Source organism: Pantoea sp. App145 (assembly GCF_047947045.1).
Classification (GTDB): domain Bacteria; phylum Pseudomonadota; class Gammaproteobacteria; order Enterobacterales; family Enterobacteriaceae; genus Pantoea.
The window spans coordinates 3917163-3942549 of record NZ_CP133290.1 but is presented as its reverse complement, the minus strand read 5'-3'; the positions used below and the strand labels follow the sequence as shown (position 1 = coordinate 3942549).

Genomic DNA, 25387 nt, shown 5'->3' with positions numbered 1-25387 from the left:
CGCCTGGCATCATTCGCTCGCCGTATCCGGCTTCTTTTTCGGCACAAACTGACGAAAGAGTTCCTGACTCTTGAGCGGTTTACCGCCCAGGTATGGCTTTAGCGCCATACGGGTAAAACGTTTGGCTGCGCGCAGGCTATCCGCATCCGGGAAATCTCGCTCCCATAGCGCCCGCAGCTGGCGACCGGTAAAGCTGCGCTGGTTCACCACCAGGCTGGCAATAAACCCTTTTTCTTCGCGATAGCTGTAGGTCATGCCGTCATCCACCTCTTCCCCACTGCCTGCGCAGTGCAGGAAATCGACACCGTATCCCAGGTGGCCCAGCAACGCCAGTTCAAAGCGGCGCAACGCCGGTTCAGGCGTGCCGCTGGCGGCTGCCAGTGACTGGATGCAATTCAGGTAATCGAAGAACAGTTCAGAGAAAGGAATTTCCTGCTCCAGTACGCGTGACAAGAGTTCGTTCACGTACAGGCCACAGTAGAGTGTGATACCGCTGAGCGGCAGCGCCAGCGATACCGCTTCGGCACTGCGCAGCGTTTTTACTTCGCCGCGCCCGCCCCAGCGCACCAGCAATGGTGTGAAAGGTTGCAAAGCACCTTTTAGTTGCGAACGGCGCGACCGCGCGCCTTTGGCGAGGACACGCACGCGCCCTTCGCTTTCGCTAAAGAGATCGATCAGCAGGCTGGTTTCGCTATAGGGGCGACTATGCAGCACAAAGGCGCGTTGCCAGCCTTCCATCGGTTAGAGGTCGTCTACATAACCCAGACTGCGCAACGCACGTTCGTCGTCTGCCCAGCCAGATTTGACCTTCACCCACAGTTCGAGGTGCACTTTGGCCTCAAACATCTCTTCCATATCTTTACGCGCTTCAATACCGATGGTTTTGATTTTGGCCCCTTTGTTGCCAATCACCATTTTCTTCTGTCCGTCGCGCTCAACCAGAATCAGGCCGCTGATATCGTAGCCACCACGTTCGTTGGTTTCGAACTTCTCAATCTCAACGGTAACGGAATAAGGCAGCTCAGCACCGAGGAAACGCATCAGTTTTTCACGGATGATTTCGGATGCCATAAAACGTTGTGAGCGGTCAGTGATGTACTCTTCCGGGAAGTGATGCTCGGCCTGCGGCAGACGCTTGCGCACGATAGCGGCAATAGTATCCACGTTCTTACCGAATTCAGCGGAAATCGGCACGATTTCAGCGAAGTTCATCTGCTGACTGAGGAATTGCAGGTGTGGCAGCAGGATGCTTTTATCCTGGATGTTATCAACTTTGTTAACCGCCAGCACTACCGGCACTTTGCCATCACGCAGCTTGTTTAGCACCATTTCGTCATCAGGCGTCCAGCGCGTGCCATCAACCACGAAAATGACCAGTTCAACATCACCAATGGAGCTGCTGGCAGCACGGTTCATCAGGCGGTTGATCGCCCGCTTTTCTTCCATATGCAGCCCAGGGGTGTCCACGTAGATGGCCTGATAAGGCCCTTCAGTATGAATACCCATGATGCGGTGACGCGTGGTTTGCGGCTTGCGTGAAGTGATCGACACCTTCTGCCCCAGTAACTGGTTCAGTAAGGTGGATTTGCCGACGTTCGGTCGGCCAACAATCGCGACAAAGCCGCAATAAGTTTCGTGTTCGCTCATTCGAGTCCTGACTTAATCAGCACCGTTCAGGGTGCTGCGATGTGACTATTCGAGGCCGAGTTTAATCAGCGCTTGTTCGGCAGCGGCCTGTTCCGCTTTACGGCGGCTGGAGCCTACGCCCACCACCGGTTCTGCCATGCCACTCACCTGACAGTGAATGGTAAATTCCTGATCGTGGGCTTCACCACGCACCTGCACCACCAGATAAGAGGGCAGTGGCAGATGGCGTCCCTGCAGATACTCCTGCAGGCGGGTTTTCGGATCTTTTTGCTTATCGCCCGGGCTGATTTGTTCCAGCCGCGTTTGATACCAGTCGAGAATCAGCTTTTCGACGGTCTGAATCGTGCTGTCGAGGAAGATGCCACCAATCAGCGCTTCCACGGTATCAGCCAGAATCGATTCGCGACGAAAACCGCCGCTTTTCAATTCACCCGGACCGAGGCGTAAACACTCGCCGAGATCAAACTCCCGTGCCATTTCAGCCAGCGTGTTACCACGTACCAGCGTGGCGCGCATGCGGCTCATATCACCTTCATCAACGCGAGGAAAGCGTTGATAAAGTGCGTTAGCAATCACATAGCTAAGAATTGAATCGCCAAGAAATTCAAGACGCTCGTTATGTTTACTGCTGGCACTGCGGTGAGTCAGCGCCTGTTGCAGTAGTTCCGGATGAGTAAAAGTGTAGCCCAGTTTGCGCTGTAGCTTGTTAATGAGGATGGGGTTCATGCGATTCCAGTTCTTCTGTGCGTCTGTCACTCTGCATACGAAACAGGGCTGAGGTTCCAACACGTTCTGTTTCGTGTGCAGTGGCTCCCCGCAGGGAGCCAACCGTTTTGCCCGCTATGCGGGCCTGTTATCAGTGAATACCGCCGATGCGACTCAGTCGCACGCCGGTTGGCCACTGTCCTTCCTGTTTCTCAAAGCTCATCCAGATAGCGACCGCTTTACCGACCAGATTACGCTCGGGTACAAAGCCCCAGTAGCGGCTGTCGGCGCTGTTATCACGGTTATCGCCCATCATGAAGTATTGCCCCTGCGGCACAATCCACGTGGATTGCGGCTCGCCTGGCTGCTGATAGTACATGCTCGCCTGACTTTGCGCTTCGTTAACCAGCAGGATGTCATGCGTCACGTTGCCCAGCGTCTCTTTACGTGTCCCGAGACGCAGGCCGCCACGCATGGTTTCTCCCGGCGGTACCTGGAAGAAGCCGTTGCCGGTTTCATTGCCATCGAAGCCGCTGAAAGTCTGAATAAAGCTGCTCGGTTCGATATTGGTGTAGGTAATCGGCAGTGCCGTATCGCACTTGCTCCCTGCACAGCCCGGGTTAACGGTCAACGTTTTGCTATAAGGATCGTAGACCACTTTGTCGCCCGGTAAGCCGATAACGCGTTTGATGTAATCCATGCTCGGATCTTTCGGGTATTTAAATACCGCGACGTCACCTCGCTGCGGATGACCGGTTGGGATCAGCGTGGTTTGCGTGATCGGATCTTTCAGACCATAGGCGAACTTCTCGACGAGGATGAAGTCACCAATCAACAGGGTGGGCATCATCGAACCAGATGGGATCTGGAACGGCTCATAGACGAAAGAACGAACAATAAACACCACCGCCAGCACCGGGAAAACCGATGCTGCGGTTTCCACCCAGCCTGGCTGCGCGGAGACTTTCGCCAGCGTTTTGCTATCCAGCGTGTTGCCGGCTTGCGCCTGTGCAGCAGCCTGCTTAGCACGACGCGCCGGTGCCCATTTAAAACGATCAATACACCAGATAACACCCGTTACCAGGGTGGCGATCGCCAGAATCAGGGCGAACATATTAGCCATTGAGGTTCCTTATTTGCTGTCTTTACCGACATGCAGAATGGCAAGGAATGCTTCCTGCGGCAGCTCAACGTTACCGACCTGCTTCATTCGCTTCTTACCGTCCTTCTGCTTCTGCAACAGTTTTTTCTTACGGCTGACGTCACCGCCATAGCATTTCGCCAGAACGTTTTTACGCAGCTGTTTGACTGTTGAGCGAGCGATAATGTGGTTGCCAATTGCTGCCTGAATCGCGATATCGAACTGCTGTCGTGGGATCAGTTCTTTCATCTTCTCCACCAGATCACGGCCACGATATTGCGAGTTATCACGGTGAGTAATCAGCGCCAGCGCATCGACACGTTCTGAGTTGATCAGCACGTCGACACGCACCATGTCAGAGGCCTGGAAACGCTTGAAGTTATAATCCAGTGAAGCATAGCCGCGTGACGTCGATTTCAGACGGTCGAAGAAGTCGAGGACCACTTCTGCCATCGGAATTTCGTAAGTCAGCGCAACCTGGTTGCCGTGGTAAACCATATTTGTCTGAACACCACGCTTCTCGATGCACAGTGTAATGACGTTGCCCAGATATTCCTGCGGCAGCAGCATATGACACTCGGCGATCGGTTCGCGCAGTTCTTCAATGTTATTCAGCGGCGGTAGCTTCGACGGGCTGTCGACATACACCACTTCGCCATCTGTGGTTTCCACTTCATACACCACGGTTGGTGCGGTGGTGATCAGATCGAGATCGTATTCACGCTCCAGACGTTCCTGGATGATCTCCATATGCAGCAGGCCAAGGAAGCCACAGCGGAAGCCGAAGCCCAACGCAGTGGAGCTTTCCGGCTCGTAAAACAGCGAGGCATCGTTCAGGCTCAGTTTGCCCAGCGCATCGCGGAAGGCTTCGTAATCATCAGAGCTGACCGGGAACAGACCGGCATAAACCTGCGGCTTCACTTTTTTGAAGCCCGGCAGCGCTTTATCTGCCGGATTACGTTGCAGCGTCAGGGTATCGCCCACTGGTGCACCGAGGATGTCTTTAATGGCGCAAACCAGCCAGCCTACCTCACCGCATTTCAGTTCGGTGCGATCGACTTGTTTCGGCGTGAAAATCCCCAGACGCTCAGCGTTATACACCTGACCGGTGCTGATCACTTTAACTTTGTCGCCTTTACGCAGCGTGCCGTTCTTGATACGAATCAGCGACACCACGCCAAGATAGTTATCGAACCATGAGTCGATGATCAGTGCCTGCAGCGGAGCATCCGGATCGCCCTGCGGCGGCGGAATGTCACGTACCAGACGTTCCAGCACTTCCGGCACACCGACGCCGGTTTTTGCTGAACAGCGCACGGCATCCGTCGCATCGATACCAACGATATCTTCAATCTCTTCCGCCACACGCTCCGGGTCGGCCGCAGGCAGGTCGATCTTGTTCAGTACCGGTACCACTTCCAGATCCATTTCCATTGCGGTGTAGCAGTTCGCCAGCGTCTGTGCTTCTACGCCCTGACCTGCATCGACCACCAGCAACGCCCCTTCACAGGCCGCCAGAGAACGCGATACTTCATAGGAGAAGTCAACGTGTCCGGGGGTATCGATAAAATTGAGCTGGTAAGTTTCACCGTTCAGCGCTTTGTAATCGAGCGTTACGCTCTGCGCTTTAATGGTAATGCCGCGCTCACGTTCCAAATCCATTGAATCCAGAACCTGCGCTGCCATCTCACGATCGCTCAGGCCACCACAAATTTGGATCAAACGGTCGGAGAGCGTCGATTTGCCGTGGTCGATATGAGCGATGATGGAGAAATTTCTTATGTGCTTCATTTATATGAATATCTTCACGTAGAACAGCAGTTGAATACTTGAGCACAGACACATTCAGGAAACGGTATTTTACCTGGAACCCTGTCAGCCTCATTAATGACGACGCATATTACACTGTTAACGCCTTGCGTTAAAGAATGGAACAGCGGGGAATCGCAACAGATTTCAGCGGCTAAGCGCGGAGAAAAAGGCCGCGATTGACACGGCCCGGTAAGAATCAGATTTCAGTTTCAACCCGCATGGCATCTGGCGGCAAAGCAACATTCAGGATCACCGGTTGAAAAGCCTCACGTTCGCCGACTAATGTCGAGACCCCTTTCGCCACAATAAAGCCCCCTGTGCCGCCCAGCAGCGCACCACAGGCGGATGCCAGATCGCTATGGAACAGCATCTGAAACAAGCCAGCAACCAGAAACAGGCCAAACAGCGGTGTCATGTAAACCAGCAACGCAGAGCCCAGCAGACTACTCTCACGGATACCCAGCTCAATACGCTGACCAGGTTGTAGCGGTTCCGGGCTGGCGATTTGCATCACGTGGGCATTTTTCGGCCCCAGCTTATTCAGCATGTGGCTGCCGCAGCCTTTACGCGCCGAGCAACTGTTACAGGAGGTCTTCGCTTCGGTATGTAACGTCGCGACGCCCTCTTTCCATGCCACCACGGTGGCCCATTCTCTCATCATTTTGCTGGTCCCGAATCAATGCTGTCCGCAATACGTTTTGCTGTGGCGGGAGGAATCTCACCCACCACGGTAATCTCGCTATTATTGCGCACTTCGGTCTGCACCGTACGACGCCCAGTGCGCAATGTCTGCGCAACACTGTTTTTATCAGCTGGCGTTACGTTAATGGCGAAACTGAACAAACCATCGCTGTAGAGACGGGATTCCACCGTTTTGTTCAGCGCAGGGATATCACGACGGCTCTGCGAAATCAGCGTCATCCCCGCCGGTAGCCATGTTGGCTGCCAGTTGAGCTGAACTTTATCGCCCACGGGTAAGGATAAGGTGGGTGGAAGATTGGCTTTCTCCAGTCCCTGCATCAGATTACGCACGCCTTCATCGACAGCAAAACTGATGACGCGGAACTGTTCGAGCGTCTCGCCATCGCGATCCAGCAGATCGATACGTAATGGCAACCTGGTATCGACATCCAGCCACACGACATAGCTGTAACGTGTGCCATCCCGGGAAACAATACGCATCACTTCACACAGCTGGTCGGCAATACGTGAACGACCAACCGGAATGAAATCGTAGGCACTGCTCAGACGAGAGAAGTCGGCAAACATCAACGGAGGCAGTGCATCGACGATATGGTTGCCGGGCAGTGTGAACGGATCGAGGCCAGCCTCGAAATAGCTGATGTCATTACCGCGCTGAATCACCTCACGTCGCGGACCGTCCATCTGCAAAAGCTGGGCAAAAACACGGTTGTTGATAACCGCGTGGCGATAACGCAGAGATTCAATGCCGAGACGCGAGACATTGATATAAGCGAATTCGTAATTGAGGGACTGGCTTGCCTGCTCCATCTGCTGTAACAACGCCCCGGACGCAGAGGTCTGCGCCGGGGCGGTAGATGTGTAAAGCAGGCTGCCTGCCAGCAGGCTAACGGCACACCAAAGCTGCTTCATTACTGCTGCTGAATTCCTAACGACTGATTACCGGGAACATTAGCCTGTGCCTGTTGCGGATCGTTCTTTTCAAACTGAACCTGATCGGCATGCAGACGACGTTGCAGCTCATAATCCTGCAGCATCGCGTTGATACGGCGACGCTGTTCCTGCACCTGCTGATTCGAACTGTTGGTATCGAACGCGTCAGAAGGAACCCCCAGACTGACCGGAGAGGCCTTGCCCATCATCGGCAAAGTGTTGAATACCGGAGAATCGGACGATGGCGTCGCGTTGCTACCCGCAGGCTGATTGTAGTGCTGAACACCGACAATCACCGCCAGCGATACACAGGCGGCTAAACCGACCTGCGCCAGTTGCGCTGTCCAGGAGCCAGACTTACGCCAGAACGGCATTTTCTTCCAGCTCGCCGGTTCAGGCTGCGCTTCCGGAATCAGCGACGTCACTTTGCGTACCGGTTCATTTTCGATGGCTGCCGCTACACGCGCGGAGATATCAAAATGCAGCACTTCACCCACATCGCCCCGCAGGGTGTCGCGGATCAGATGGTAGCTTTCCCAGCTTTTTTGCAGATTTGCATCCCTGGACAACGACGCCAGCAGCTCGTTATCTAAAGTCTCACCATCCATTAAAGCGGAAAGTTTTTCTTTCTGCATGCTTTGGTACCCTTCCAGTAGCCGTTATCACTGACGTTGGATAAGCGGTTGAACTTTATTATCAATAGCCTCTCGTGCACGGAAGATACGCGAACGTACCGTACCGACCGGACAATCCATGATGGCGGCAATTTCTTCGTAGCTTAATCCGTCCAGCTCTCTGAGGGTAATGGCCATGCGTAAATCCTCAGGAAGCGCCTCAATGGTACGAAAGACAATCTGTTTCAGTTCGTCAGACAACATTAAGTTCTCAGGGTTCGAAATTTCTTTTAACGCACCCGCACTTTCGAAATTTTCCGCGTCGATCGCGTCAACATCGCTGGATGGCGGGCGGCGTCCCTGAGCCACCAGATAATTTTTTGCTGTGTTCACCGCAATGCGGTACAGCCATGTATAAAACGCGCTGTCGCCACGGAACGATTCCAGTGCGCGATACGCTTTAATGAAAGACTCCTGTACCACATCCGGCACATCGCCCGACGGGACATAACGTGAAACCAGGCTCGCCACTTTATGCTGGTATCGTATCACCAGTAAATTAAAGGACTTTTGATCTCCCTTCTGAACCCGTTCAACAAGAACCTGATCCGTTAACTGCTCGCTCATCCGAGGTAATGTCTCCCCAAACTCTTTAAATACGCGTAAATGAACTGCCAGCACATCTCATTAGTTCTGAGCAAGCATGCGCTTAGAGTCATATTCTGGCCTGAAGTTCATTACGACCTGATAATTTTCCGTATCGGCACCAAGACGCCTTTGTTGTTGATTGTCATACAGTGTAGCGACTTGCCGCGCGGGCGACCTTTGGTCGGAACCGATAATCGCTGGCAGAGTAACCCATGACGCTACGATTTTCATCTTTATTACCTGAATTTTCAGTATGTTTGGTATAAAAAACGCGTAAAGACTATTTTCAGACATAACTTACTGAAATCGCGTTGTTATCACGGAAAAGCGTCTAATTTTCCCGCGACACTTGTTCAAAATACTTCACAACGCGGGTATCCGGGCTTATGCTCAGGGGACCTTTTGTTTAGTAAATTAAACATCATGACCTCATTCTCCGATTATCAGTGTGATGTACTTATTGTCGGCAGTGGCGCTGCTGGCCTGTCATTGGCGCTACGCCTGGCTCCGCATTATCAGGTCACGGTGCTGAGTAAAGCCCAGGTAAATGAAGGTTCGACGCTCTACGCACAAGGCGGTATCGCCGCCGTGTTTGATGAAACCGACAGCATTGAATCACATGTAGAAGACACCCTGATTGCGGGTGCCGGCTTATGCGATCGCGCGACGGTCAGTTTTATCGCCAGCAACGCACGTAGCTGCGTGCAATGGTTGATTGATAACGGTGTGGCCTTCGATAAAGAGCCGCAGGGGGAGGGCGAAGCGCGCTACCACCTGACGCGGGAAGGCGGCCACAGCCATCGCCGCATTCTGCACAGTGCTGATGCGACCGGGCGTGCCGTGGAAACCACACTAGTCAGCCAGGCCCTGAGTCATCCCAACATTCGTATTCTCGAACGCACCAACGCGGTAGACCTGATCTTATCCGATAAAATTGGCCAGCCGGGTCCACGTCGTGTGGTCGGTGCCTGGATCTGGAACCGTAATCGCGAACAGGTAGAAACCTGCCGGGCGCGTGCAGTGATTCTGGCTACCGGCGGCGCCGCTAAAGTTTATCAATACACCACCAATCCAGACGTTGCTTCCGGTGACGGGATCGCGATGGCATGGCGCGCAGGCTGCCGGGTCGCGAATCTGGAATTCAATCAGTTCCACCCCACCTGCCTGTTCCATCCCCAGGCGCAAAACTTCCTGCTTACCGAAGCGCTACGTGGTGAAGGAGCATGGTTACTGCGCCCGGACGGTACGCGCTTTATGCCTGATTTTGATCAACGCGCCGAGCTGGCACCGCGCGATATCGTGGCACGCGCTATCGACCATGAGATGAAGCGTCTTGGCGTGGATTGCATGTATCTCGACATCAGCCATCAGCCAGCCAGCTTTGTTCGCGCCCACTTCCCGATGATTTATGAAAAGCTGCTGACCTTTGGCCTGGATCTGACCAAAGAGCCGATACCCATCGTCCCCGCCGCCCATTACACCTGCGGCGGTGTGATAGTCGATCAGCAGGGGCGTACCGATGTCGATGGCCTGTATGCCATTGGCGAGGTCAGCTATACCGGCCTGCATGGCGCGAACCGTATGGCGTCAAACTCCCTGCTGGAATGCCTGGTGTATGGCTGGTCGGCCGCGGAAGATTTGATTCGTCGTCTGCCAGAGATCAAACAGGTCGAGCATCTTCCTGCCTGGGATGAAAGCCGCGTCGATGATGCCGATGAACGCGTGGTGATTCAACATAACTGGCACGAACTGCGGCTGTTTATGTGGGATTACATGGGAATCGTGCGCACCACCAAGCGGCTGGAACGGGCGCTGCGCCGTATCAACCTGCTACAGCAGGAAATTGATGAGTATTACGCGCATTTTCGCCTGTCTAACAATTTGCTGGAACTGCGCAACCTGGTTCAGGTGGCGGAGTTGATGGTGCGCTGTGCACTGGAACGTAAAGAGAGCCGCGGCCTGCATTACACGCCGGACTATCCTTTCCTGTTACCCGAAGCACAGCCCACGGTACTGGCTCCAGCCCATTACATGAACAGATAGAAATCGCGCGTCAGGCTGCACCAGTCTTCTGAGTATTGCGTGTTCTCATCACGTATCGCCAGCCGCTCCATCAAGTGTTCTCCGGCACTGGGTGAGAACCCAAGCAGCACGCGATGGGGCGGCCGCTGTGCGTATTCTGCCACGTCATAACGAAAACGCAGATGCCAGCCATCCTGCTGTGCCTGCTCAATCATGCCCTGCCCCAGTGATTCGGGCAGCACCACGCAAAAGAACCCCTCTTCTTCTATTAACTGCGCCGCACAACGTAGCAAAGTCTGGTGATCAAGACTATCGGTGGACCGCGCGGCGGCACGTTGCGGGGTCGCACAGGCCACGCCAGGTGCGAAATAAGGGGGATTACTGACGATCAGGGAGTAACGTTGTTCGCAATCCTCTGCCCAATCGGTGATATCTGCATGATGAACCGTCACCCTCGATGGCCAGGGTGACGCCTGCACATTCTCCTGCGCCTGCCCTGCTGCATCAGCGTCCAGTTCTACGGCGTCGATATGCACCTCATCTGGCGTGCGCTGGGCAATCATCAGGGCAATCAGCCCGCTGCCGCTACCGATATCCAGCACCCGCCGCACACCAGCAACCGGCGCCCACGCGCCCAGCAAAATCCCGTCAGTGCCAACTTTCATTGCACAGCGATCGTGAGCAATAAAAAACCGCTTAAAGGTAAAACCATTCTTTTGTAACTGAGGCCGCGGATGCGGCGTCGTTTCTGTCATTCTCTGCAACCACTCAACAAATCCTGCCCAATGGCAGAGCTTCAGTGTAACGTGGCTCGGCAGGGAAAACATCTCCTGGCCGAACGACATCGGCACACAAACAGATGAAGATTATGTTTGTTCTGTCTATAATCAGCGCCCCAAACTGAGGTAGACCATGACCGTAACCACATTCTCCGAACTCGAACTCGACGAAAGCCTGCTGGATGCCCTGCAGGAAAAAGGCTTCACGCGCCCAACAGCCATCCAGGCTGAGGCCATCCCTGCCGCACTGGAGGGCCGTGACGTACTGGGTTCAGCACCGACCGGAACGGGGAAAACCGCAGCTTATCTGCTGCCGGCTTTGCAGCACCTGATCGATTTCCCACGTAAAAAATCAGGCCCGCCGCGCATTTTAATTTTAACGCCCACGCGCGAACTGGCGATGCAGGTTGCCGATCACGCGCGTGAACTGGCAAAACATACACATCTGGATATCGCCACCATCACTGGCGGCGTTGCCTACATGAACCACGCTGAAGTCTTCAGCGAAAATCAGGATATCGTGGTGGCGACCACGGGCCGCTTGCTGCAATACATCAAAGAAGAAAACTTTGACTGCCGCGCCGTTGAAACGCTGATTCTCGATGAAGCCGACCGCATGCTGGACATGGGTTTTGCCCAGGACATCGAAACCATCGCTGGCGAAACCCGCTGGCGTAAGCAAACGCTGCTGTTCTCCGCCACGCTGGAAGGCGACAGCATCAAAGACTTTGCCGAACGCCTGCTGAATGACCCGGTTTCAGTTGATTCGGATCCCAGCCAGCGCGAGCGTAAGAAAATTCAGCAATGGTATTACCGTGCTGACGACCTCGAGCACAAAACCAAACTGCTGGTGCATCTGCTGAAGCAACCTGAAGTCACACGCTCGATTGTGTTTGTGCGTAAGCGCGAGCGTCTGCATGAACTGGTGACCTGGCTGCATGAAGCCGGTATTCGTTGCAGCTATCTCGAAGGCGAGATGGTGCAAGCCAAGCGCAACGAAGCGCTGAAACGTCTGAATGACGGTCGCGTCAACGTACTGGTGGCCACCGACGTCGCTGCACGCGGTATCGACATCGAAGATGTCAGCCACGTATTCAACTTTGATATGCCACGTACTGCGGATACCTATCTGCACCGCATTGGCCGCACCGCGCGTGCTGGCCGCAAAGGGACTGCGCTGTCACTGGTTGAAGCGCATGACCATGTGCTGCTGGGCAAAATCAGCCGTTATATTAATGAACCGCTGAAGCCACGTACCATCGATGAGTTACGTCCGGAGAGCCGTGCACCCAGCGCAAAAGTGACCGGAAAACCGTCGAAAAAGGTGCTTGCGAAGCGTAAAGAGCAGAAAGAGAAAGAAGCCGAAAAACCGCGGGTAAAAAAACGTCACCGCGATGCTAAAAATATCGGTAAACGCCGCAAGCCAAGCGGTTCCGGCACACCGGATCAAAGTGTGGAATAAATCAGCACACTTACCAAGAAATCGCCTCCTGTGAGGCGATTTTTTTATGTTTAACTGCCAAAAATTCCCATTTCGCTCCCCTTTTCACTCTGGTGTTACGAAGCTAAAAAATTAAATACAAAAAGGCCGTACCGGTAAGCACCGGTACGGCCTGGATTGCTGTGTGTCTTTTCGTCAGTTATGCAAAAAGCCGCAATTACAGGCTTTCAGTGAAAGTACGGGTGATAACATCACGCTGTTGTTCCGGCGTCAGCGCATTAAAACGTACTGCATAACCTGATACGCGGATGGTCAGCTGCGGATATTTTTCCGGGTGTTTCACCGCATCTTCCAGCGTTTCACGACGCAGAACGTTAACATTCAGATGCTGGCCGCCCTCGATACGTACCTGTGGTTTCTGCTCCACCGGAATTTCGCGGTAAGCAATTTCACCCAGATCGCTGATGGCAACCACCTGATCTTCAGCAAAATCACCTTTTGCACACAGGCAACGTGCTTCAGATTTTTCATCGTCCAGCAGCCAGAAAGAATTCAGCAGCTGCGGATTATTTGTTTTAGTAATTTGAATACCGGTAATCATACATGGCCTCCAGGTCCAGGCGCTGCCACGGTTGAACAGCGCGGTTTTCGAAAATCTTTGATGCTCAGGTATATCACTGACAGAAATGAGCCGTTTTGACCTGCATCAATTTCAACCAGGCCCCCTGGCGCCAGCAAAAACTAATAACTTGTTTTATAACAGGTTTACGTTTTAAATTTTTTTGTAAATTATCAAATTATTTTTGGCCTTCTGCTCCCCGCCCGGACGCGTTAAGCTAGGCGCAATTTTTTGGCAGGGAGTCCATGATGACCGAGAAGCTGACCTGGCACGATGTGCTGGCTGAAGAGAAAGAGAAACCTTACTTTGTGGAGACCCTGAAGGCGGTCGCCAGTGAGCGCGCTGCGGGTAAAACGGTCTATCCGCCGCAAAAAGATGTGTTCAATGCCTTTCGCCTGACCGAGTTAGGGGACATCAAGGTAGTGATATTGGGCCAGGACCCTTATCACGGCCCCAATCAGGCTCACGGACTGGCTTTTTCCGTACTACCGGGCGTAGCCATCCCCCCCTCGCTGCTAAATATGTATAAAGAGCTGGAGCAGGATATACCAGGATTTGTTCGCCCTCAGCATGGCTTTCTGGAGAGCTGGGCAAAACAAGGCGTGATGTTGCTCAACACGGTGCTGACAGTGGAAGCAGGACAGGCACATTCACATGCGCGCTTTGGCTGGGAAACCTTTACTGACAACGTGATCAGCGCAATTAACCAGCATCGCGAAGGGGTGATTTTTCTGCTGTGGGGTTCGCATGCGCAAAAGAAAGGCAGCATCATTGATCGCCAGCGTCATCATGTTCTGAAAGCGCCGCATCCTTCACCGCTGTCCGCCCATCGGGGCTTTTTTGGCAGCCGTCATTTTTCGCAGACCAACACCTTGCTGAATCAGGCCGGGAAACCCGTTATTGACTGGACACCGGTGTTGCCCTGAAACGCAAACGGCCGCATCAGGCGGCCGTTTGTGATTAAGCAGCAAATCAGCTTTTCGCTTTTGCTACCGCAACCATCGCCGGACGCAGCAAGCGACCGTTCAGCGTATAACCACGCTGCATCACCATCATCACGTGATTAGGAGCCACTTCTTCGGATTCCATCATCGACATCGCCTGATGCACATCCGGGTTGAAAGGCACATTGGTCTCACCCACCACCTCCACACCGAATTTACGCACCGCACCCAGCAGTGATTTCAGCGTCAGCTCGATGCCTTCAATCATTGATGCCAGTTCAGAATTCTCTTTGTCCGCCACTTCCAGCGCACGCTCGAGGCTATCGATGACCGGCAGCAGCTCGTTGGCAAATTTTTCCAGCGCAAATTTGTGCGCTTTTTCCACATCCATTTCAGTACGACGACGGATGTTTTCGATTTCCGCCTGCGCACGCAGTTGTGCTTCACGCACACCGGACTGCGACTGAGCTAATTCAGCTTCCAGTTGCGCGATGCGTTCATCACGCGGATCCACCTCAGCTGCCGTCTCTGCGTCCAAGTGCTGTTGATCCTGTTGAATTTCGTCTGAGACTTGCTCGTTTGGGGTGTTCTGTTCTTTACTACTCATGAATTTCTCCGCGTTTTGCACATTCATCTCGCTGGTTCGCTTATTATGGGGATCAGTTTGACGGTTTCAAGGGAACCCATCACATTGCCTGGCCGTTTTGGCTTATGAGGAATACGAGCGCAAATGAACAAACACTTTAACTGCATTGGGATCGTCGGTCATCCCCGCCATCCTACTGCGTTAACTACCCATGAAATGCTGTGGCGCTGGCTGACAGCAAAAGGCTATGAGGTGATTGTTGAGCAGCAAATTGCGCGCGAACTGGCACTGAAAAATGTGCAAACCGGCACGCTGGCGGAAATTGGCCAGCAGGCCGACCTGGCTGTCGTGGTCGGTGGCGACGGCAACATGCTCGGAGCCGCGCGCGTGCTGGCCCGTTACGATATCAAAGTGATTGGTATTAACCGTGGAAATCTGGGTTTTCTGACCGATCTCGATCCAGACAACGCCCAGCAACAGCTGGATGATGTACTGCAAGGCGATTATTTCGTCGAAAGCCGTTTTTTACTGGAAGCGCAGGTATGCAAAGAAGATTGCTCACCGCGTATTGGCAGCGCCATTAATGAAGTGGTTCTGCATCCGGGTAAAGTGGCGCATATGATTGAATTTGAAGTCTATATCGATGAGGTTTTTGCCTTCTCGCAACGTTCCGATGGCCTGATTATCTCCACCCCGACGGGTTCAACCGCTTATTCACTCTCCGCTGGTGGCCCGATTCTGACACCTTCGCTGGAAGCCATCGTGCTGGTACCGATGTTCCCGCATACTCTGTCTGCGCGTCCGCTGGTGATCAACAGTAACAGTACCATTCGCCTGCGTTTCTCCTCACGCCGCAACGATTTGGAGATCAGCTGCGATAGCCAGATTGCATTGCCGATTCAGGAGGGTGAAGATGTGTTGATTCGCCGCAGCACCCATCACCTCAATCTAATTCACCCTAAAAATTACAATTATTTCAATACGTTAAGCTCAAAACTTGGCTGGTCAAAAAAATTGTTCTGAACCACTTTACTGGATAAAAAACCAGTTTATACTGTATGAAAAACCATATCTGTTTTTCTATACAGGTGAATTTATGCTGGCACAACTTACCATCAGTAATTTTGCTATCGTTCGTGAACTGGAAATCGATTTTCACCGTGGCATGACAGCGATCACAGGTGAAACCGGCGCAGGAAAATCCATCGCCATCGATGCGCTTGGCCTGTGCCTTGGTGGTCGTGCCGAAGCAGATATGGTGCGCCAGGGAGCGAATCGTGCGGATATTTGTGCACGCTTTCAGCTGAAAGCCTCACCGTCAGCCCAACGCTGGCTGGTGGAAAATCAACTGGATGACGGCAATGAATGCCTGTTACGCCGCGTGATCAGTGCCGATGGCCGGTCACGCGGTTTTATCAACGGCACGTCGGTCCCACTTTCTCAACTACGTGAACTGGGTCAGTTGTTGATTCAGATTCACGGCCAGCATGCCCACCAACTGTTGCTCAAACCCGAACATCAAAAGCATCTGCTCGATGCTTATGCTGCACACGATGCTCTGCTGGTCCAGATGCGTACCCACTATCAACACTGGCATCAAAGCTGCCGTGCATTGGCCCAGCATCAGCAACTCTCCCAGGAGCGGGAAGCACGCCGCGAGCTGTTGCAGTACCAGTTGAAAGAGTTGAATGAGTTTGCACCGCAACCCGGTGAGTTTGAGCAAATCGACGAAGAATATAAACGTCTTGCCAACAGCGGTCAGTTGCTCTCGACCAGCCAGCAGGCCTTGCAGATTCTGGCCGACAGCGAAGACACCAATATGCAAAGTCTGCTGTATAGCGCACGTCAGATGCTGAGCGAACTGGTCACGCTGGATGATAAAGTCGGCGGCGTATTTAATCTGCTGGAAGAAGCGGCAATCCAGTTGAGTGAGGCCAGCGATGAACTGCGCCACTATTGCGACCGCCTCGATCTCGATCCCAATCGTCTGCACGAACTGGAGCAACGCCTGTCACGCCAGATCGCACTGGCACGCAAGCATCATGTCACACCCGAAGCGCTGCCCGTGTTGTATCAGCAACTGCTGGATGAAGCCGAACAACTCTCTCAGCAGGAAAGCGATCAGGAGACATTACAGACTGCTGTCGCTGCGCATCATCATGAAGCACTGGCGAGCGCCACGCTGCTGCATCAGCAACGGGAGGTTGCAGCACAGGAACTGACCCGGTTAATCACCCAAAGCATGCGCATGCTGGCGATGCCGCACGGTGAATTCGCGATTGTGCTGGAATTCAACCCGGAGCAGCTGACTGCCGAAGGAGCCAGCCGCATTGATTTTCGCGTGACGACTAACCCTGGCCAGCCATTGCAGCCGCTCGGGAAAGTGGCATCAGGGGGTGAATTGTCGCGTATCGCGCTGGCAATTCAGGTCATTACTGCGCAGAAAATGGAAACTCCGGCAATGATCTTTGATGAAGTGGATGTTGGTATCAGTGGCCCGACAGCTGCCGTTGTCGGCCAGATGTTGCGTCAGTTGGGTGAATCAACCCAGGTGATGTGCGTGACGCACTTGCCACAGGTTGCCGGTTGTGGTCATCAACATTTCTTCGTCAGCAAAGAAACGGATGGTGCAATGACAGAAACACACATGCAACCGCTTGATAAACGTGCACGCCTGCAGGAACTGGCGCGGCTGCTGGGCGGTAGTGAGGTGACACGCAACACGCTGGCGAACGCGAAAGAACTTTTAGCAGCCTGATACCGCACTTTTTTCCGGCCCGATGGTCATATGCTTGCTCTGTAGAGGTTTCCAATAGCGAAAAGGTTTATTATCATCGGCACTTATGTCGCCAGAGTAATAAAGCCTGCCGCAGGCAGAGTTCAGAATTTGATGGCAAAAAAACAGCCTGATGAAAAGGCGTTTGGCCCCAGAAAAGGAATGTAGAGATGCGCTGTAAAATGCTGACTGCCGCGGCAGTGGTAATGTTGATGATGACCGCCGGATGTTCCACCCTTGAGCGCGTTGTATACCGTCCTGATATCAATCAGGGGAACTACCTGGTCGCCAATGATGTGGCTAAAATCCACACTGGCATGACGCAGCAGCAGGTCGCGTATACCCTCGGTACCCCGATGATGCGCGATCCCTTCGGTAGCAATGTCTGGTACTACGTTTTCCGCCAGGAACCCGGTCATGAAAGCGTGAAACAACAGACGCTGACGCTGACTTTCGATAGCAATGGCGTGCTGACTAACATCGACAACAAACCGCGTCTCACTGGCAGCGAAGGCTAAGTAAGATGCAATAAAAAAGGCGCCTGGAGCGCCTTTTTTGTTGCTGTCGTTTCGCTATTTTTTCTCAGCTGAGCGTTCCGCTCGCTGGCGTCTCATCTCTTTCGGGTCGGCAATCAACGGACGATAGATTTCCACGCGATCGCCATCCTGCAACGTATCATCCAGTTTTACCGGGCGGCTGAACACACCGACTTTATTCGTTTTCAGATCGATATCTTTGCGCAGAGATAACAGTCCTGAGGCTTTAATCGCCTCCTCCACTGTCGCACCCTCTTCCAGCGTTACGGTGCGCAGGTACTGCTTGTCCGGCAGCGCATAAACAACTTCTATCGTGATATCAGGCACGATAAACCTCTTTGGCGCGTTTAGTAAAGGCCAGCACCATATTGTTAGCCAGCTCTTTAAATACCCGGCCGAACGCCATTTCTACCAGCATGTTGGTGAACTCAAAATCCAGACTCAACTCGACCTTGCAAGCATCGTCACCCAGTGAAGTAAAGTGCCAGCCCCCGGTCAACTTGCGGAACGGACCGTCAACCAGCTGCATATGAATGCTTTGATTGCTGGTCAATGTGTTACGCGTAGTAAAAGTCTTACTGATGCCTGCTTTGGAGACATCGACAGCAGCTGTCATTTGATTACCGCTGTTTTCCAGCACCCGACTGCCGGTGCAACCCGGAAGAAATTCAGGATAAGCATCCACATCATTCACGAGCTGGTACATCTGCTCAGCGCTGTAGGGGACCAGCGCTGAACGACTTATCTGGGCCATAATGGTTCCTGTTCATCACAAAACCGTTGAATAATACCATTTTCAGCCATTAAACAAAAATTCACGGCTTTGCCAGCTGTGCTAAAATAGTCTGTTTTTTACCGCCCCGCAGGACAGGGGATGCGTCCACAGACTGAGTGATGTAGACTACGCCGCACTATGACAAAGAAAAAAGCTAACAAACCCGGTTCAGCCACTATTGCCCTCAACAAACGCGCTCGCCATGAATACTTCATTGAAGAAGAGTTCGAAGCGGGTATGTCGTTGCAAGGATGGGAAGTCAAATCTCTCCGCGCTGGCAAAGCCAACATCAGCGACAGCTATATTCTGCTGCGCGATGGCGAAGCCTATCTGTTTGGTTCGACTTTTCAACCGCTGGCGGTGGCCTCTACGCATGTGGTGTGCGATCCAACCCGCAACCGTAAACTTCTGCTGAAGCAGCGTGAACTTGATTCGCTCTATGGCCGTGTCAATCGTGAAGGTTACACGGTAGTCGCCTTGTCAATTTACTGGAAAAATGCCTGGGCCAAACTGAAGATTGGTGTGGCACGTGGTAAGAAAGAGCACGACAAACGCGCGGATATCAAAGAACGCGAGTGGAAGATGGATAAAGCGCGCATCATGAAAAATTCCAACCGCTAAGGGATGGAATCTACAGTTTTTTTTGCTATAATCAAAAGTTCCTGGGGCTGATTCTGGATTCGACGGGATTGTGAACCCTAAGGTGCATGCCGAGGTGCGGTAGGCCTCGATAAAAAACCGCAAAAAAATAGTCGCAAACGACGAAAACTTCGCACCTGCTGCTCTCGCAGCTTAATCAGCCTAAGAAACTGAAGGTGTCCTCTCTCCCTAGCCTCCGCTCTTAGGACGGGGATCAAGAGAGGTCAAACCCAAAAGAGATCGCGTGGATGCCCTGCCTGGGGTTGAAGCGTTAAATCCAATCAGGCTAGTTTGTTAGTGGCGTGTCCATCCGCAGCTGGCAGGCGAATGTAAAGACTGGACTAAGCATGTAGTGCCGACGGTGTAGTAATTTCGGACGCGGGTTCAACTCCCGCCAGCTCCACCACTTTTTAGTAAAATGACGTCTACTAAAGTCTACTAAGGCCGCATTCCACAAGGGTTTGCGGCCTTTTTCATGTCCAGTGAAGTCTACTGAGAATTGCTAGAAACCACTCCTTATGGCACCCTCCTATTATCCCTCGTCGATGAGGGAGTAAAAACGAGGGAGCAAAAATGCCGAAGTTAGCAACAAAACTCACTGACACAGAGATCAAAAAGGCCAAGCCCACAGAGAAAGAGTTCACGCTATGGGATGGAGATGGTTTGTTCCTGCGTATCAAACCAAGTGGCAAAAAAATCTGGCACCTCGGCTATACCGTTCCTTTAACCAAGAAACGGGCCAAAATGAGCCTTGGGTTCTATCCCTACCTGACTCTTGCACAGGCAAGAGCGCTACGGGATGAATACCTCTCTTTGCTTGCACAGGGTATCGATCCCCAATCCCACAATGAGCAAAAAGCTCAAGCGCTCAAAGATGCCACTGAACACACATTCCAGACAGTGGCGAAAAAGTGGCTTGATGAAAAAATTAAAACATCAGGCATATCGCAAGATCATGCTAAGGATATCTGGCGTAGCCTTGAACTAAACATCTTTCCAACATTGGGGGATATTCCTATTAAAGAGATCCGCCCTAAGATGTTGAAACAACATCTTGACCCTATCGAGCAAAGAGGTGTTCTTGAAACTCTACGCCGTATAATTTCCCGACTGAACGAAATTTTCCGTTATGCGGCCACAGAAGAGCTTATTGAGTTCAACCCCGCAGATAATCTCACACAGCGTTTCAGCAAGCCAAAAAAGCAAAACATGCCAGCCCTGCCCCCCAGCGAGTTACCAAGGTTCATAGTGGCTTTAGCAAACGCATCTATACGCTTAGAAACACGCCTACTGATTGAATGGCAACTTCTTACATGGGTTCGCCCCGGAGAGGCTGTCCGTGCTCGTTGGACTGACATCGACGAAGAGAACCGATTCTGGAACATCCCCGCTGAGTTCATGAAGATGAAACGGCCCCACAAGGTTCCATTGAGTAAGGAAGCTATGCGTATTCTTGAATCCATGAAACCAATCAGCGGTCATCGTGAGTGGGTTTTCCCCAGTATCAAAGCTCCTCTTAGCCATATGCACGAGCAAACAGCGAACGCAGCGATCATCCGCATGGGTTTTGGCGGTGAACTGGTGGCACATGGTATGCGTTCTATTGCCAGAACAGCCGCCGAGGAATCCAGTAAGTTCAGAACAGAAGTTCTTGAAGCAGCCCTCGCTCACTCTAAAAAAGATGAAATCATTGCGGCATACAACCGTGCAGAATATTTAGCCGAGCGTGCCGAGTTAATGCAATGGTGGAGTGATTATATCCAAATACAAAAATATAAGTCTATTGCCGCATGATAAAACACAGAAATGTATACTATCTTTTAATATCGAAGTTCGGCAATTAATAATTATCAATATTTAAGGAGTTCCCTTGTTAATGTCAAAAGATGAACTTGATAAGTTCAGTAAACTTGCGGATCAATACATCATTACATGTGATCACGCTTCTTTAGCTGCGTTAGTCGAAAGTTATACAAAACAGGATTTCACCTTTTCTCACCCCTTGTACGAAGCCCATTATCTCTACTGTCTAGGAAATTGCTATTCCGAACTCTATGAAACACGTAAAACAGAGTGGTATTCAGATGATTTGATGAAATCGGTCATCTTCTACAGAAAAGCCATACATACTCTCCCTAAAGCAAACTGGCAGGAACACGTAAATAACACTCATGCATATGATAGTCTTAGATCTATGATTGAGACAAATTTAGCTAACCGTCTTTCATCACAGGGAAGAGCACTATGCTGTATCCCTCACTATGACAAAGCTATTTCTATAGATAATAATCCCGTAGCAATTATATCAAAAGCCAATAATGAATTATTTCTTGGCAATTCACTTTACGATAAAGGACATTCTGAATATCATTATTTCATTGCTTATAATCTTTTAAAAAAAGGACTCGATAATTTCAAAAAACAATATCCAGAACAAAAAGAATCACTTGAAGATGGGGAGCGATTACACAATTTCAAAAAATGGTTTGAGAATAATTTTGAGATATCATCTTTCGATTATTTCATGAAATACACTGAAAAACTCACATCATTAAAACAGAAAAAATATTTTGAATGGTGTGCTAAAAACAAACTTTTCCTTAATGATTTAAATGATGTTTGCGATTACCAGATTACATACCAAGATATTTTTTCATTACCATCATTTATCCAATCTCTGAATGGTGCGCTTACAATGCATGAAGAATTATCATACCATGGTAATTATGATGAATTAAAAAATGACTACTGCTATGCACGGTATTTAATATATTCCTCAAAGGATATACCGGACGATGCGCCTCATATATTCAACTCAACTTTTCAACACGTTGAAGATATGACTTACTCAATTAACAATTTAAAGGTTTCCCAATACAAATCAGCATTCAGAATAATATATTCACTTTTTGACAAAATAGCATACCTAATTAGCCATTTTTTTGATTTAAATGACTTAAAGCATGACAGAAAAATAAACATCGACAATTTATTTCGCGACTTCACAGGCAATAATAATGAATGGAAGCCCCATAAAAAACTTAAGGATAGTGATAATCCTTTTATCCATGCTTTATTCTATATATTAAAAGACATTCGCAAAGTTGGTAGCTCTGATTCAGTATCAAAATGGTTAGATCCAAATGCTGTAGCATTTACTAAAATCAGAAATGCTATGGAACATCGTTCATTGAAAATTGTTAATGATTTTGGCTATGAACTCGCAACATCACATAATACTTACAATGATGAAGAATTTACAAAATTTCAAAGAGAGGTCAATACGATACCAGATGAAATTAGAGAAATTGAATTAAAGATAAACAAAACAAATGAAGAAAATGACCCTCATTTATCTAAACAGCTTAAAGAAAAGATTAACAAACTAAATACTAAGCATTCAGACTTAAAAGCAAAAATCCATGAAAAAGAAAAACTATCAACACATTGTCTTTTAGTGCCAATAAGCCAATTCGAATCAAGAATTATGCAACTCATTGGTTTAGCTCGTAACTCAATAATGTATCTATCATTAGCTATCCATTTTGAAGAGCGAAAACGCCCAAACGACGGTATTTACATGCAAAGAGAAGTACCACTCAAGCATAATTTATGATTGTACTAAGAACATTTCAGCAGATCTAAACATATGCTTTTTCATGTAAGGCCGTGATAAAAAGGTCTAATAGGTGGAGTGTTTCACTACGTGAATCACCCACCCATAAAATTTTTTTATCTATGTGTCATCAAGAACAATAGCGGAACCCTTAAAAGGGAACCCCCGCCATTCTTCTTGACGCCCTAAATATAGGAGTTGTTATTTTGCTTTATTGGATAGATTGCGGCATTCCATGAATAACTTATAACGTTCATCAGCTTCTTTTTGAAATTTTTCAGCGTCAAATGTATCAGTTTCTATTTTTATTTTTTGTTTAACTGCTTCATCTAATATTTTATTTTCTTTCAGCCTCTCCTTTTCATTTAATATTAACTTGTAGTATTTCATCTTAATATTAAAACTTGCATTTACAAACTCGTTAGAATCAAAATCTATATTGTATTTTTTAAGAAGTTTTAATATATAATCTATATTCATTTTTTTCACTTCCTTTTTTATTTTTTCTTCATGCGCATCTTTTTTTATACTCCCACTTTTTAACCATTGCTTAAACTTATAGCTGTTATAATGCTGCCACTGATATATTTCAGACGCATATATAACCGACAACATACAAGCAATAAAAAATATGACCATAAAAACCATACATATTAAATAAAACATATCAGCCCCCGCCTTTCTTTCTATACTGCTCTTTTATTAGTGCTATGTGATATTTTTTTGCATTGTTTATACTCACGTCTGCTGAATTTTTAGCAGAACGAAAAGCACTAGAAACAACAGAGGCAATGATAGCAACTAAAAAAGCACAAATAAAAAAACCCATCGCGGCAGGAATGAGACTACCGCCGCCATCGTCTACCGCAGGTTTTTCCTTTGCTATTAAACCTAATATATTCATATATTTTTCTCCTCAATAGTTTTAATCGCTGTTTCTATTCTTTGTTTTACAAAGTCTCTAAACACATAACCTATTATTCTCGCATCCTCCCCCATGTCTAAATCATCTTTTTTATTAAAATATAAATCAGCGCTCAATAGTTCTTCACTTTGAATATCTAACATTTTGCTAGCAAGTGATATTCTAATAATATTTAATATCTCTAAATCTAAACTTGCTCTATCATGCTTGTTTAAAAGCTGGAGCGGGTAAAAATCTTTTTTTCTTTTCATTTCTTGCATGTCATTATCAAAATCTATCATTAAAAAGTGTAAGCAAGTAAAAGACGTATCATAGAAGTTCAGGCGGTTAATCATGTCCGCCGTTCCCTCGCGTGGAGGGTTCGGGTTAGGTCTTAAGTTATTCATCCGTCTTACTCCTTTTTTTATTATTTTTTAGTTTCCATTCGTTAAGCCTCTTATCCCCTTCAGCTCTCAAATACTCGCGCTGATCGTATATTCTTTTTAATACCATATGATTAGTTAAAGCCCCGACCAATAGCGATAAATCATTAGTAAAATCTAACTCGTCAGATACTTCTTTGCTATTTTCTCTAACTATTCTTATTAACTCAGCACCAATTTTTATTTTACGTGCTGTATCTTCTTTTCTTTTTTCAGCTTTCATTTCTTGCTCCAACCTATTTAGTAAGTTTGCTTTTTGTTCAAGTTCTTTTTTTACTTTATTATATTTATCAATATTAAATGCCATTTTTAAAACCTCTCTTTTCTTTTATCATAATAAAAAGCGCAATCAATCCAGCCATAAACAAAATCGGCAGCGTAAAAATAAACCCTAGCAATAAAACAACGGTAAACCCAAAAACGCCGGACATTTCGTATAAATGACCAAAAAACGAACTTTCATTTTTATACTCAATCATTTTCTGTAAAACAGATTTTTTTTCTTGCTCTTGTTCTCTTAAATAATCCTCTATATATTCGTCATCTTCACAGCTCAAAGGAATTTCTATAGTGTCATCATTTAAATACTCATTATCATCATAGTTGTAATCATTATTATAATTTCCAATCATTCTAGATCTCCCCCTAACGTGTCATAAACAACAGTAAAATCGCTTTCATGAGAAAAAAGATTGTAAGTTATAAATAAGCTTGTTCTACATATAACATCCGTATTTTCATCTTGTAGTTTTTTTATAATCAATCGAACGAGTTCAGACGCTGCTACTTCTATTTTTTTATCAATATCATTCATATTCCACCTCTTTTATTTTTATGTTTTTCTGATATATATATTTTAAGTAATATATTTATTTATTAAAGTAAAGCGCGATATATGTATTTTCATTTCCAGAGCGCGATTTTATAGATAAAAGGTTTACGTGTAGCGGCTATTTTAGTTTTGCTAAAAACTACAATAGCGCACTTATACATTCTTCGAATGTGCGCGCCCCATAAATGGGGATTTACTAACGCATAAAGATAAAAAGTAATATTCGCTTTATGCTCAATATTACTTAATCGCTTTTTAAAAAAGCAAATATAT

29 protein-coding genes and 1 other RNA gene are annotated in these 25387 nt (G+C 49.0%); 10 read left to right on the top strand and 20 right to left on the bottom strand.

What is annotated here, in order from left to right; genetic code table 11:
• Positions 1-9: 9 nt before the first annotated feature.
• The 9 genes from recO to rpoE form a co-directional block, all read right to left on the bottom strand.
• Entirely contained in the window at positions 10-738 is a 729-nt protein-coding gene (gene recO, locus RCF31_RS18220) for a DNA repair protein RecO (protein ID WP_299456010.1), read from the bottom strand.
• A 3-nt stretch (positions 739-741) separates the two neighbouring features.
• The gene (gene era, locus RCF31_RS18215) at positions 742-1647 is read right to left on the bottom strand and encodes a GTPase Era (RefSeq protein ID WP_084876350.1); all 906 of its coding nucleotides are present in this window, start codon (positions 1645-1647) and stop codon (positions 742-744) included.
• A 45-nt stretch (positions 1648-1692) separates the two neighbouring features.
• On the bottom strand, positions 1693-2373 hold the full coding sequence (gene rnc, locus RCF31_RS18210; RefSeq protein ID WP_208716115.1) for a ribonuclease III: 681 nt from the start codon (positions 2371-2373) through the stop codon (positions 1693-1695).
• Between the two features lie 130 nt (positions 2374-2503).
• Complete coding sequence (lepB, locus tag RCF31_RS18205; RefSeq protein WP_084876352.1) at positions 2504-3475, bottom strand: signal peptidase I; 972 nt, start codon at positions 3473-3475, stop codon at positions 2504-2506.
• Between the two features lie 9 nt (positions 3476-3484).
• Positions 3485-5284, bottom strand: a complete 1800-nt coding sequence (lepA, locus tag RCF31_RS18200; RefSeq protein WP_084876353.1) for a translation elongation factor 4 — start codon at positions 5282-5284, stop codon at positions 3485-3487.
• Between the two features lie 217 nt (positions 5285-5501).
• Positions 5502-5966 carry a SoxR-reducing system protein RseC gene (gene rseC / locus RCF31_RS18195; protein WP_299456000.1) on the bottom strand — a complete coding sequence of 155 codons (465 nt, stop codon included), beginning with the start codon at positions 5964-5966 and terminating at the stop codon, positions 5502-5504.
• A complete protein-coding gene (gene rseB / locus RCF31_RS18190) occupies positions 5963-6919 on the bottom strand; it encodes a sigma-E factor regulatory protein RseB (RefSeq protein WP_416411877.1) in 957 nt (318 codons plus the stop codon). The genes rseC and rseB overlap by 4 nt, the downstream gene beginning before the upstream one ends.
• Positions 6919-7575, bottom strand: a complete 657-nt coding sequence (rseA, locus tag RCF31_RS18185) for an anti-sigma-E factor RseA (protein ID WP_299455996.1) — start codon at positions 7573-7575, stop codon at positions 6919-6921. Before rseA ends, rseB begins: the two co-directional genes overlap by 1 nt.
• A gap of 27 nt (positions 7576-7602) precedes the next feature.
• The gene (gene rpoE, locus RCF31_RS18180; protein ID WP_010617748.1) at positions 7603-8181 is read right to left on the bottom strand and encodes an RNA polymerase sigma factor RpoE; all 579 of its coding nucleotides are present in this window, start codon (positions 8179-8181) and stop codon (positions 7603-7605) included.
• Between the two features lie 444 nt (positions 8182-8625).
• Here rpoE and nadB point away from each other — a divergent pair, with 444 nt between their 5' ends.
• Positions 8626-10245, top strand: coding sequence for an L-aspartate oxidase (nadB, locus tag RCF31_RS18175; protein WP_416413290.1), 1620 nt, complete (start codon positions 8626-8628; stop codon positions 10243-10245).
• Here nadB and trmN read toward each other — a convergent pair.
• Positions 10230-10979, bottom strand: a complete 750-nt coding sequence (gene trmN, locus RCF31_RS18170) for a tRNA(1)(Val) (adenine(37)-N(6))-methyltransferase TrmN (RefSeq protein ID WP_299455983.1) — start codon at positions 10977-10979, stop codon at positions 10230-10232. The genes nadB and trmN overlap by 16 nt on opposite strands.
• A 157-nt stretch (positions 10980-11136) precedes the next feature.
• Here trmN and srmB point away from each other — a divergent pair, with 157 nt between their 5' ends.
• Complete coding sequence (gene srmB, locus RCF31_RS18165; RefSeq protein ID WP_208716125.1) at positions 11137-12465, top strand: ATP-dependent RNA helicase SrmB; 1329 nt, start codon at positions 11137-11139, stop codon at positions 12463-12465.
• A gap of 196 nt (positions 12466-12661) precedes the next feature.
• Here the strand turns inward: srmB and grcA are convergent, their stop codons facing one another.
• Positions 12662-13045 (bottom strand): autonomous glycyl radical cofactor GrcA, encoded by a 384-nt coding sequence (gene grcA / locus RCF31_RS18160; protein WP_084876360.1) that lies wholly within the window; start codon positions 13043-13045, stop codon positions 12662-12664.
• 266 nt (positions 13046-13311) lie between these two features.
• Here grcA and ung point away from each other — a divergent pair, with 266 nt between their 5' ends.
• Positions 13312-13989 carry a uracil-DNA glycosylase gene (gene ung, locus RCF31_RS18155; RefSeq protein WP_313685128.1) on the top strand — a complete coding sequence of 226 codons (678 nt, stop codon included), beginning with the start codon at positions 13312-13314 and terminating at the stop codon, positions 13987-13989.
• Positions 13990-14035: 46 nt separating this feature from the next.
• Here the strand turns inward: ung and grpE are convergent, their stop codons facing one another.
• Positions 14036-14614, bottom strand: a complete 579-nt coding sequence (gene grpE / locus RCF31_RS18150) for a nucleotide exchange factor GrpE (protein WP_084878548.1) — start codon at positions 14612-14614, stop codon at positions 14036-14038.
• 123 nt (positions 14615-14737) lie between these two features.
• Between grpE and nadK the strand changes: the two genes are divergently transcribed.
• The 3 genes from nadK (at position 14738) to bamE (ending at position 17887) form a co-directional block, all read left to right on the top strand.
• The gene (gene nadK / locus RCF31_RS18145; protein ID WP_084876362.1) at positions 14738-15616 is read left to right on the top strand and encodes an NAD(+) kinase; all 879 of its coding nucleotides are present in this window, start codon (positions 14738-14740) and stop codon (positions 15614-15616) included.
• Between the two features lie 73 nt (positions 15617-15689).
• Positions 15690-17351: a DNA repair protein RecN gene (recN, locus tag RCF31_RS18140; protein WP_416411876.1), complete on the top strand. Its 1662-nt coding sequence runs from the start codon at positions 15690-15692 to the stop codon at positions 17349-17351.
• Between the two features lie 188 nt (positions 17352-17539).
• Positions 17540-17887: an outer membrane protein assembly factor BamE gene (bamE, locus tag RCF31_RS18135; RefSeq protein ID WP_299455974.1), complete on the top strand. Its 348-nt coding sequence runs from the start codon at positions 17540-17542 to the stop codon at positions 17885-17887.
• Between the two features lie 54 nt (positions 17888-17941).
• Here bamE and RCF31_RS18130 read toward each other — a convergent pair whose 3' ends face one another.
• A complete protein-coding gene (locus RCF31_RS18130; RefSeq protein ID WP_299455972.1) occupies positions 17942-18232 on the bottom strand; it encodes an RnfH family protein in 291 nt (96 codons plus the stop codon).
• Entirely contained in the window at positions 18225-18659 is a 435-nt protein-coding gene (locus tag RCF31_RS18125; protein WP_299455970.1) for a type II toxin-antitoxin system RatA family toxin, read from the bottom strand. Before RCF31_RS18125 ends, RCF31_RS18130 begins: the two co-directional genes overlap by 8 nt.
• A gap of 159 nt (positions 18660-18818) precedes the next feature.
• Here RCF31_RS18125 and smpB point away from each other — a divergent pair, with 159 nt between their 5' ends.
• From smpB to RCF31_RS18105, 4 genes are all read left to right on the top strand, one after another.
• The gene (smpB, locus tag RCF31_RS18120) at positions 18819-19301 is read left to right on the top strand and encodes an SsrA-binding protein SmpB (protein WP_416411875.1); all 483 of its coding nucleotides are present in this window, start codon (positions 18819-18821) and stop codon (positions 19299-19301) included.
• Between the two features lie 43 nt (positions 19302-19344).
• Positions 19345-19725, top strand: a transfer-messenger RNA (tmRNA) gene (gene ssrA / locus RCF31_RS18115).
• Positions 19726-19892: 167 nt separating this feature from the next.
• Positions 19893-21113, top strand: a complete 1221-nt coding sequence (locus RCF31_RS18110) for an integrase domain-containing protein (RefSeq protein WP_416411874.1) — start codon at positions 19893-19895, stop codon at positions 21111-21113.
• Positions 21114-21195: 82 nt separating this feature from the next.
• Positions 21196-22935: an LA2681 family HEPN domain-containing protein gene (locus tag RCF31_RS18105; RefSeq protein WP_416411873.1), complete on the top strand. Its 1740-nt coding sequence runs from the start codon at positions 21196-21198 to the stop codon at positions 22933-22935.
• Between the two features lie 201 nt (positions 22936-23136).
• Here the strand turns inward: RCF31_RS18105 and RCF31_RS18100 are convergent, their stop codons facing one another.
• From RCF31_RS18100 to RCF31_RS18075, 6 genes are read right to left on the bottom strand one after another with little or no spacing between them, the layout of a single operon-like run.
• The gene (locus RCF31_RS18100) at positions 23137-23601 is read right to left on the bottom strand and encodes a hypothetical protein (RefSeq protein ID WP_416411872.1); all 465 of its coding nucleotides are present in this window, start codon (positions 23599-23601) and stop codon (positions 23137-23139) included.
• Position 23602: 1 nt separating this feature from the next.
• The gene (locus RCF31_RS18095; protein WP_416411871.1) at positions 23603-23839 is read right to left on the bottom strand and encodes a hypothetical protein; all 237 of its coding nucleotides are present in this window, start codon (positions 23837-23839) and stop codon (positions 23603-23605) included.
• Positions 23836-24246, bottom strand: coding sequence for a hypothetical protein (locus RCF31_RS18090; RefSeq protein WP_416411870.1), 411 nt, complete (start codon positions 24244-24246; stop codon positions 23836-23838). Before RCF31_RS18090 ends, RCF31_RS18095 begins: the two co-directional genes overlap by 4 nt.
• Entirely contained in the window at positions 24239-24589 is a 351-nt protein-coding gene (locus RCF31_RS18085; protein ID WP_001528603.1) for a hypothetical protein, read from the bottom strand. Before RCF31_RS18085 ends, RCF31_RS18090 begins: the two co-directional genes overlap by 8 nt.
• Positions 24579-24914, bottom strand: a complete 336-nt coding sequence (locus tag RCF31_RS18080; protein ID WP_416411869.1) for a hypothetical protein — start codon at positions 24912-24914, stop codon at positions 24579-24581. Before RCF31_RS18080 ends, RCF31_RS18085 begins: the two co-directional genes overlap by 11 nt.
• On the bottom strand, positions 24911-25096 hold the full coding sequence (locus RCF31_RS18075; protein WP_001528714.1) for a hypothetical protein: 186 nt from the start codon (positions 25094-25096) through the stop codon (positions 24911-24913). Before RCF31_RS18075 ends, RCF31_RS18080 begins: the two co-directional genes overlap by 4 nt.
• Positions 25097-25387 lie beyond the last annotated feature (291 nt).

Coding starts and splice junctions, on each gene's coding strand:
- RCF31_RS18085 (WP_001528603.1), bottom strand. CDS start 24,589: ATGGCATTTAATATTGATAAATATAATAAAGTAAAAAAAGAACTTGAA.
- grcA (WP_084876360.1), bottom strand. CDS start 13,045: ATGATTACCGGTATTCAAATTACTAAAACAAATAATCCGCAGCTGCTG.
- srmB (WP_208716125.1), top strand. CDS start 11,137: ATGACCGTAACCACATTCTCCGAACTCGAACTCGACGAAAGCCTGCTG.
- grpE (WP_084878548.1), bottom strand. CDS start 14,614: ATGAGTAGTAAAGAACAGAACACCCCAAACGAGCAAGTCTCAGACGAA.
- rseC (WP_299456000.1), bottom strand. CDS start 5,966: ATGATGAGAGAATGGGCCACCGTGGTGGCATGGAAAGAGGGCGTCGCG.
- rnc (WP_208716115.1), bottom strand. CDS start 2,373: ATGAACCCCATCCTCATTAACAAGCTACAGCGCAAACTGGGCTACACT.
- RCF31_RS18090 (WP_416411870.1), bottom strand. CDS start 24,246: ATGAATAACTTAAGACCTAACCCGAACCCTCCACGCGAGGGAACGGCG.
- rseA (WP_299455996.1), bottom strand. CDS start 7,575: ATGCAGAAAGAAAAACTTTCCGCTTTAATGGATGGTGAGACTTTAGAT.
- nadB (WP_416413290.1), top strand. CDS start 8,626: ATGACCTCATTCTCCGATTATCAGTGTGATGTACTTATTGTCGGCAGT.
- nadK (WP_084876362.1), top strand. CDS start 14,738: ATGAACAAACACTTTAACTGCATTGGGATCGTCGGTCATCCCCGCCAT.
- RCF31_RS18125 (WP_299455970.1), bottom strand. CDS start 18,659: ATGGCCCAGATAAGTCGTTCAGCGCTGGTCCCCTACAGCGCTGAGCAG.
- RCF31_RS18100 (WP_416411872.1), bottom strand. CDS start 23,601: ATGTTTTATTTAATATGTATGGTTTTTATGGTCATATTTTTTATTGCT.
- ung (WP_313685128.1), top strand. CDS start 13,312: ATGACCGAGAAGCTGACCTGGCACGATGTGCTGGCTGAAGAGAAAGAG.
- recN (WP_416411876.1), top strand. CDS start 15,690: ATGCTGGCACAACTTACCATCAGTAATTTTGCTATCGTTCGTGAACTG.
- RCF31_RS18105 (WP_416411873.1), top strand. CDS start 21,196: ATGTCAAAAGATGAACTTGATAAGTTCAGTAAACTTGCGGATCAATAC.
- era (WP_084876350.1), bottom strand. CDS start 1,647: ATGAGCGAACACGAAACTTATTGCGGCTTTGTCGCGATTGTTGGCCGA.
- recO (WP_299456010.1), bottom strand. CDS start 738: ATGGAAGGCTGGCAACGCGCCTTTGTGCTGCATAGTCGCCCCTATAGC.
- lepB (WP_084876352.1), bottom strand. CDS start 3,475: ATGGCTAATATGTTCGCCCTGATTCTGGCGATCGCCACCCTGGTAACG.
- bamE (WP_299455974.1), top strand. CDS start 17,540: ATGCGCTGTAAAATGCTGACTGCCGCGGCAGTGGTAATGTTGATGATG.
- RCF31_RS18075 (WP_001528714.1), bottom strand. CDS start 25,096: ATGAATGATATTGATAAAAAAATAGAAGTAGCAGCGTCTGAACTCGTT.
- trmN (WP_299455983.1), bottom strand. CDS start 10,979: ATGACAGAAACGACGCCGCATCCGCGGCCTCAGTTACAAAAGAATGGT.
- RCF31_RS18080 (WP_416411869.1), bottom strand. CDS start 24,914: ATGATTGGAAATTATAATAATGATTACAACTATGATGATAATGAGTAT.
- rseB (WP_416411877.1), bottom strand. CDS start 6,919: ATGAAGCAGCTTTGGTGTGCCGTTAGCCTGCTGGCAGGCAGCCTGCTT.
- RCF31_RS18095 (WP_416411871.1), bottom strand. CDS start 23,839: ATGAATATATTAGGTTTAATAGCAAAGGAAAAACCTGCGGTAGACGAT.
- RCF31_RS18110 (WP_416411874.1), top strand. CDS start 19,893: ATGCCGAAGTTAGCAACAAAACTCACTGACACAGAGATCAAAAAGGCC.
- lepA (WP_084876353.1), bottom strand. CDS start 5,284: ATGAAGCACATAAGAAATTTCTCCATCATCGCTCATATCGACCACGGC.
- smpB (WP_416411875.1), top strand. CDS start 18,819: ATGACAAAGAAAAAAGCTAACAAACCCGGTTCAGCCACTATTGCCCTC.
- rpoE (WP_010617748.1), bottom strand. CDS start 8,181: ATGAGCGAGCAGTTAACGGATCAGGTTCTTGTTGAACGGGTTCAGAAG.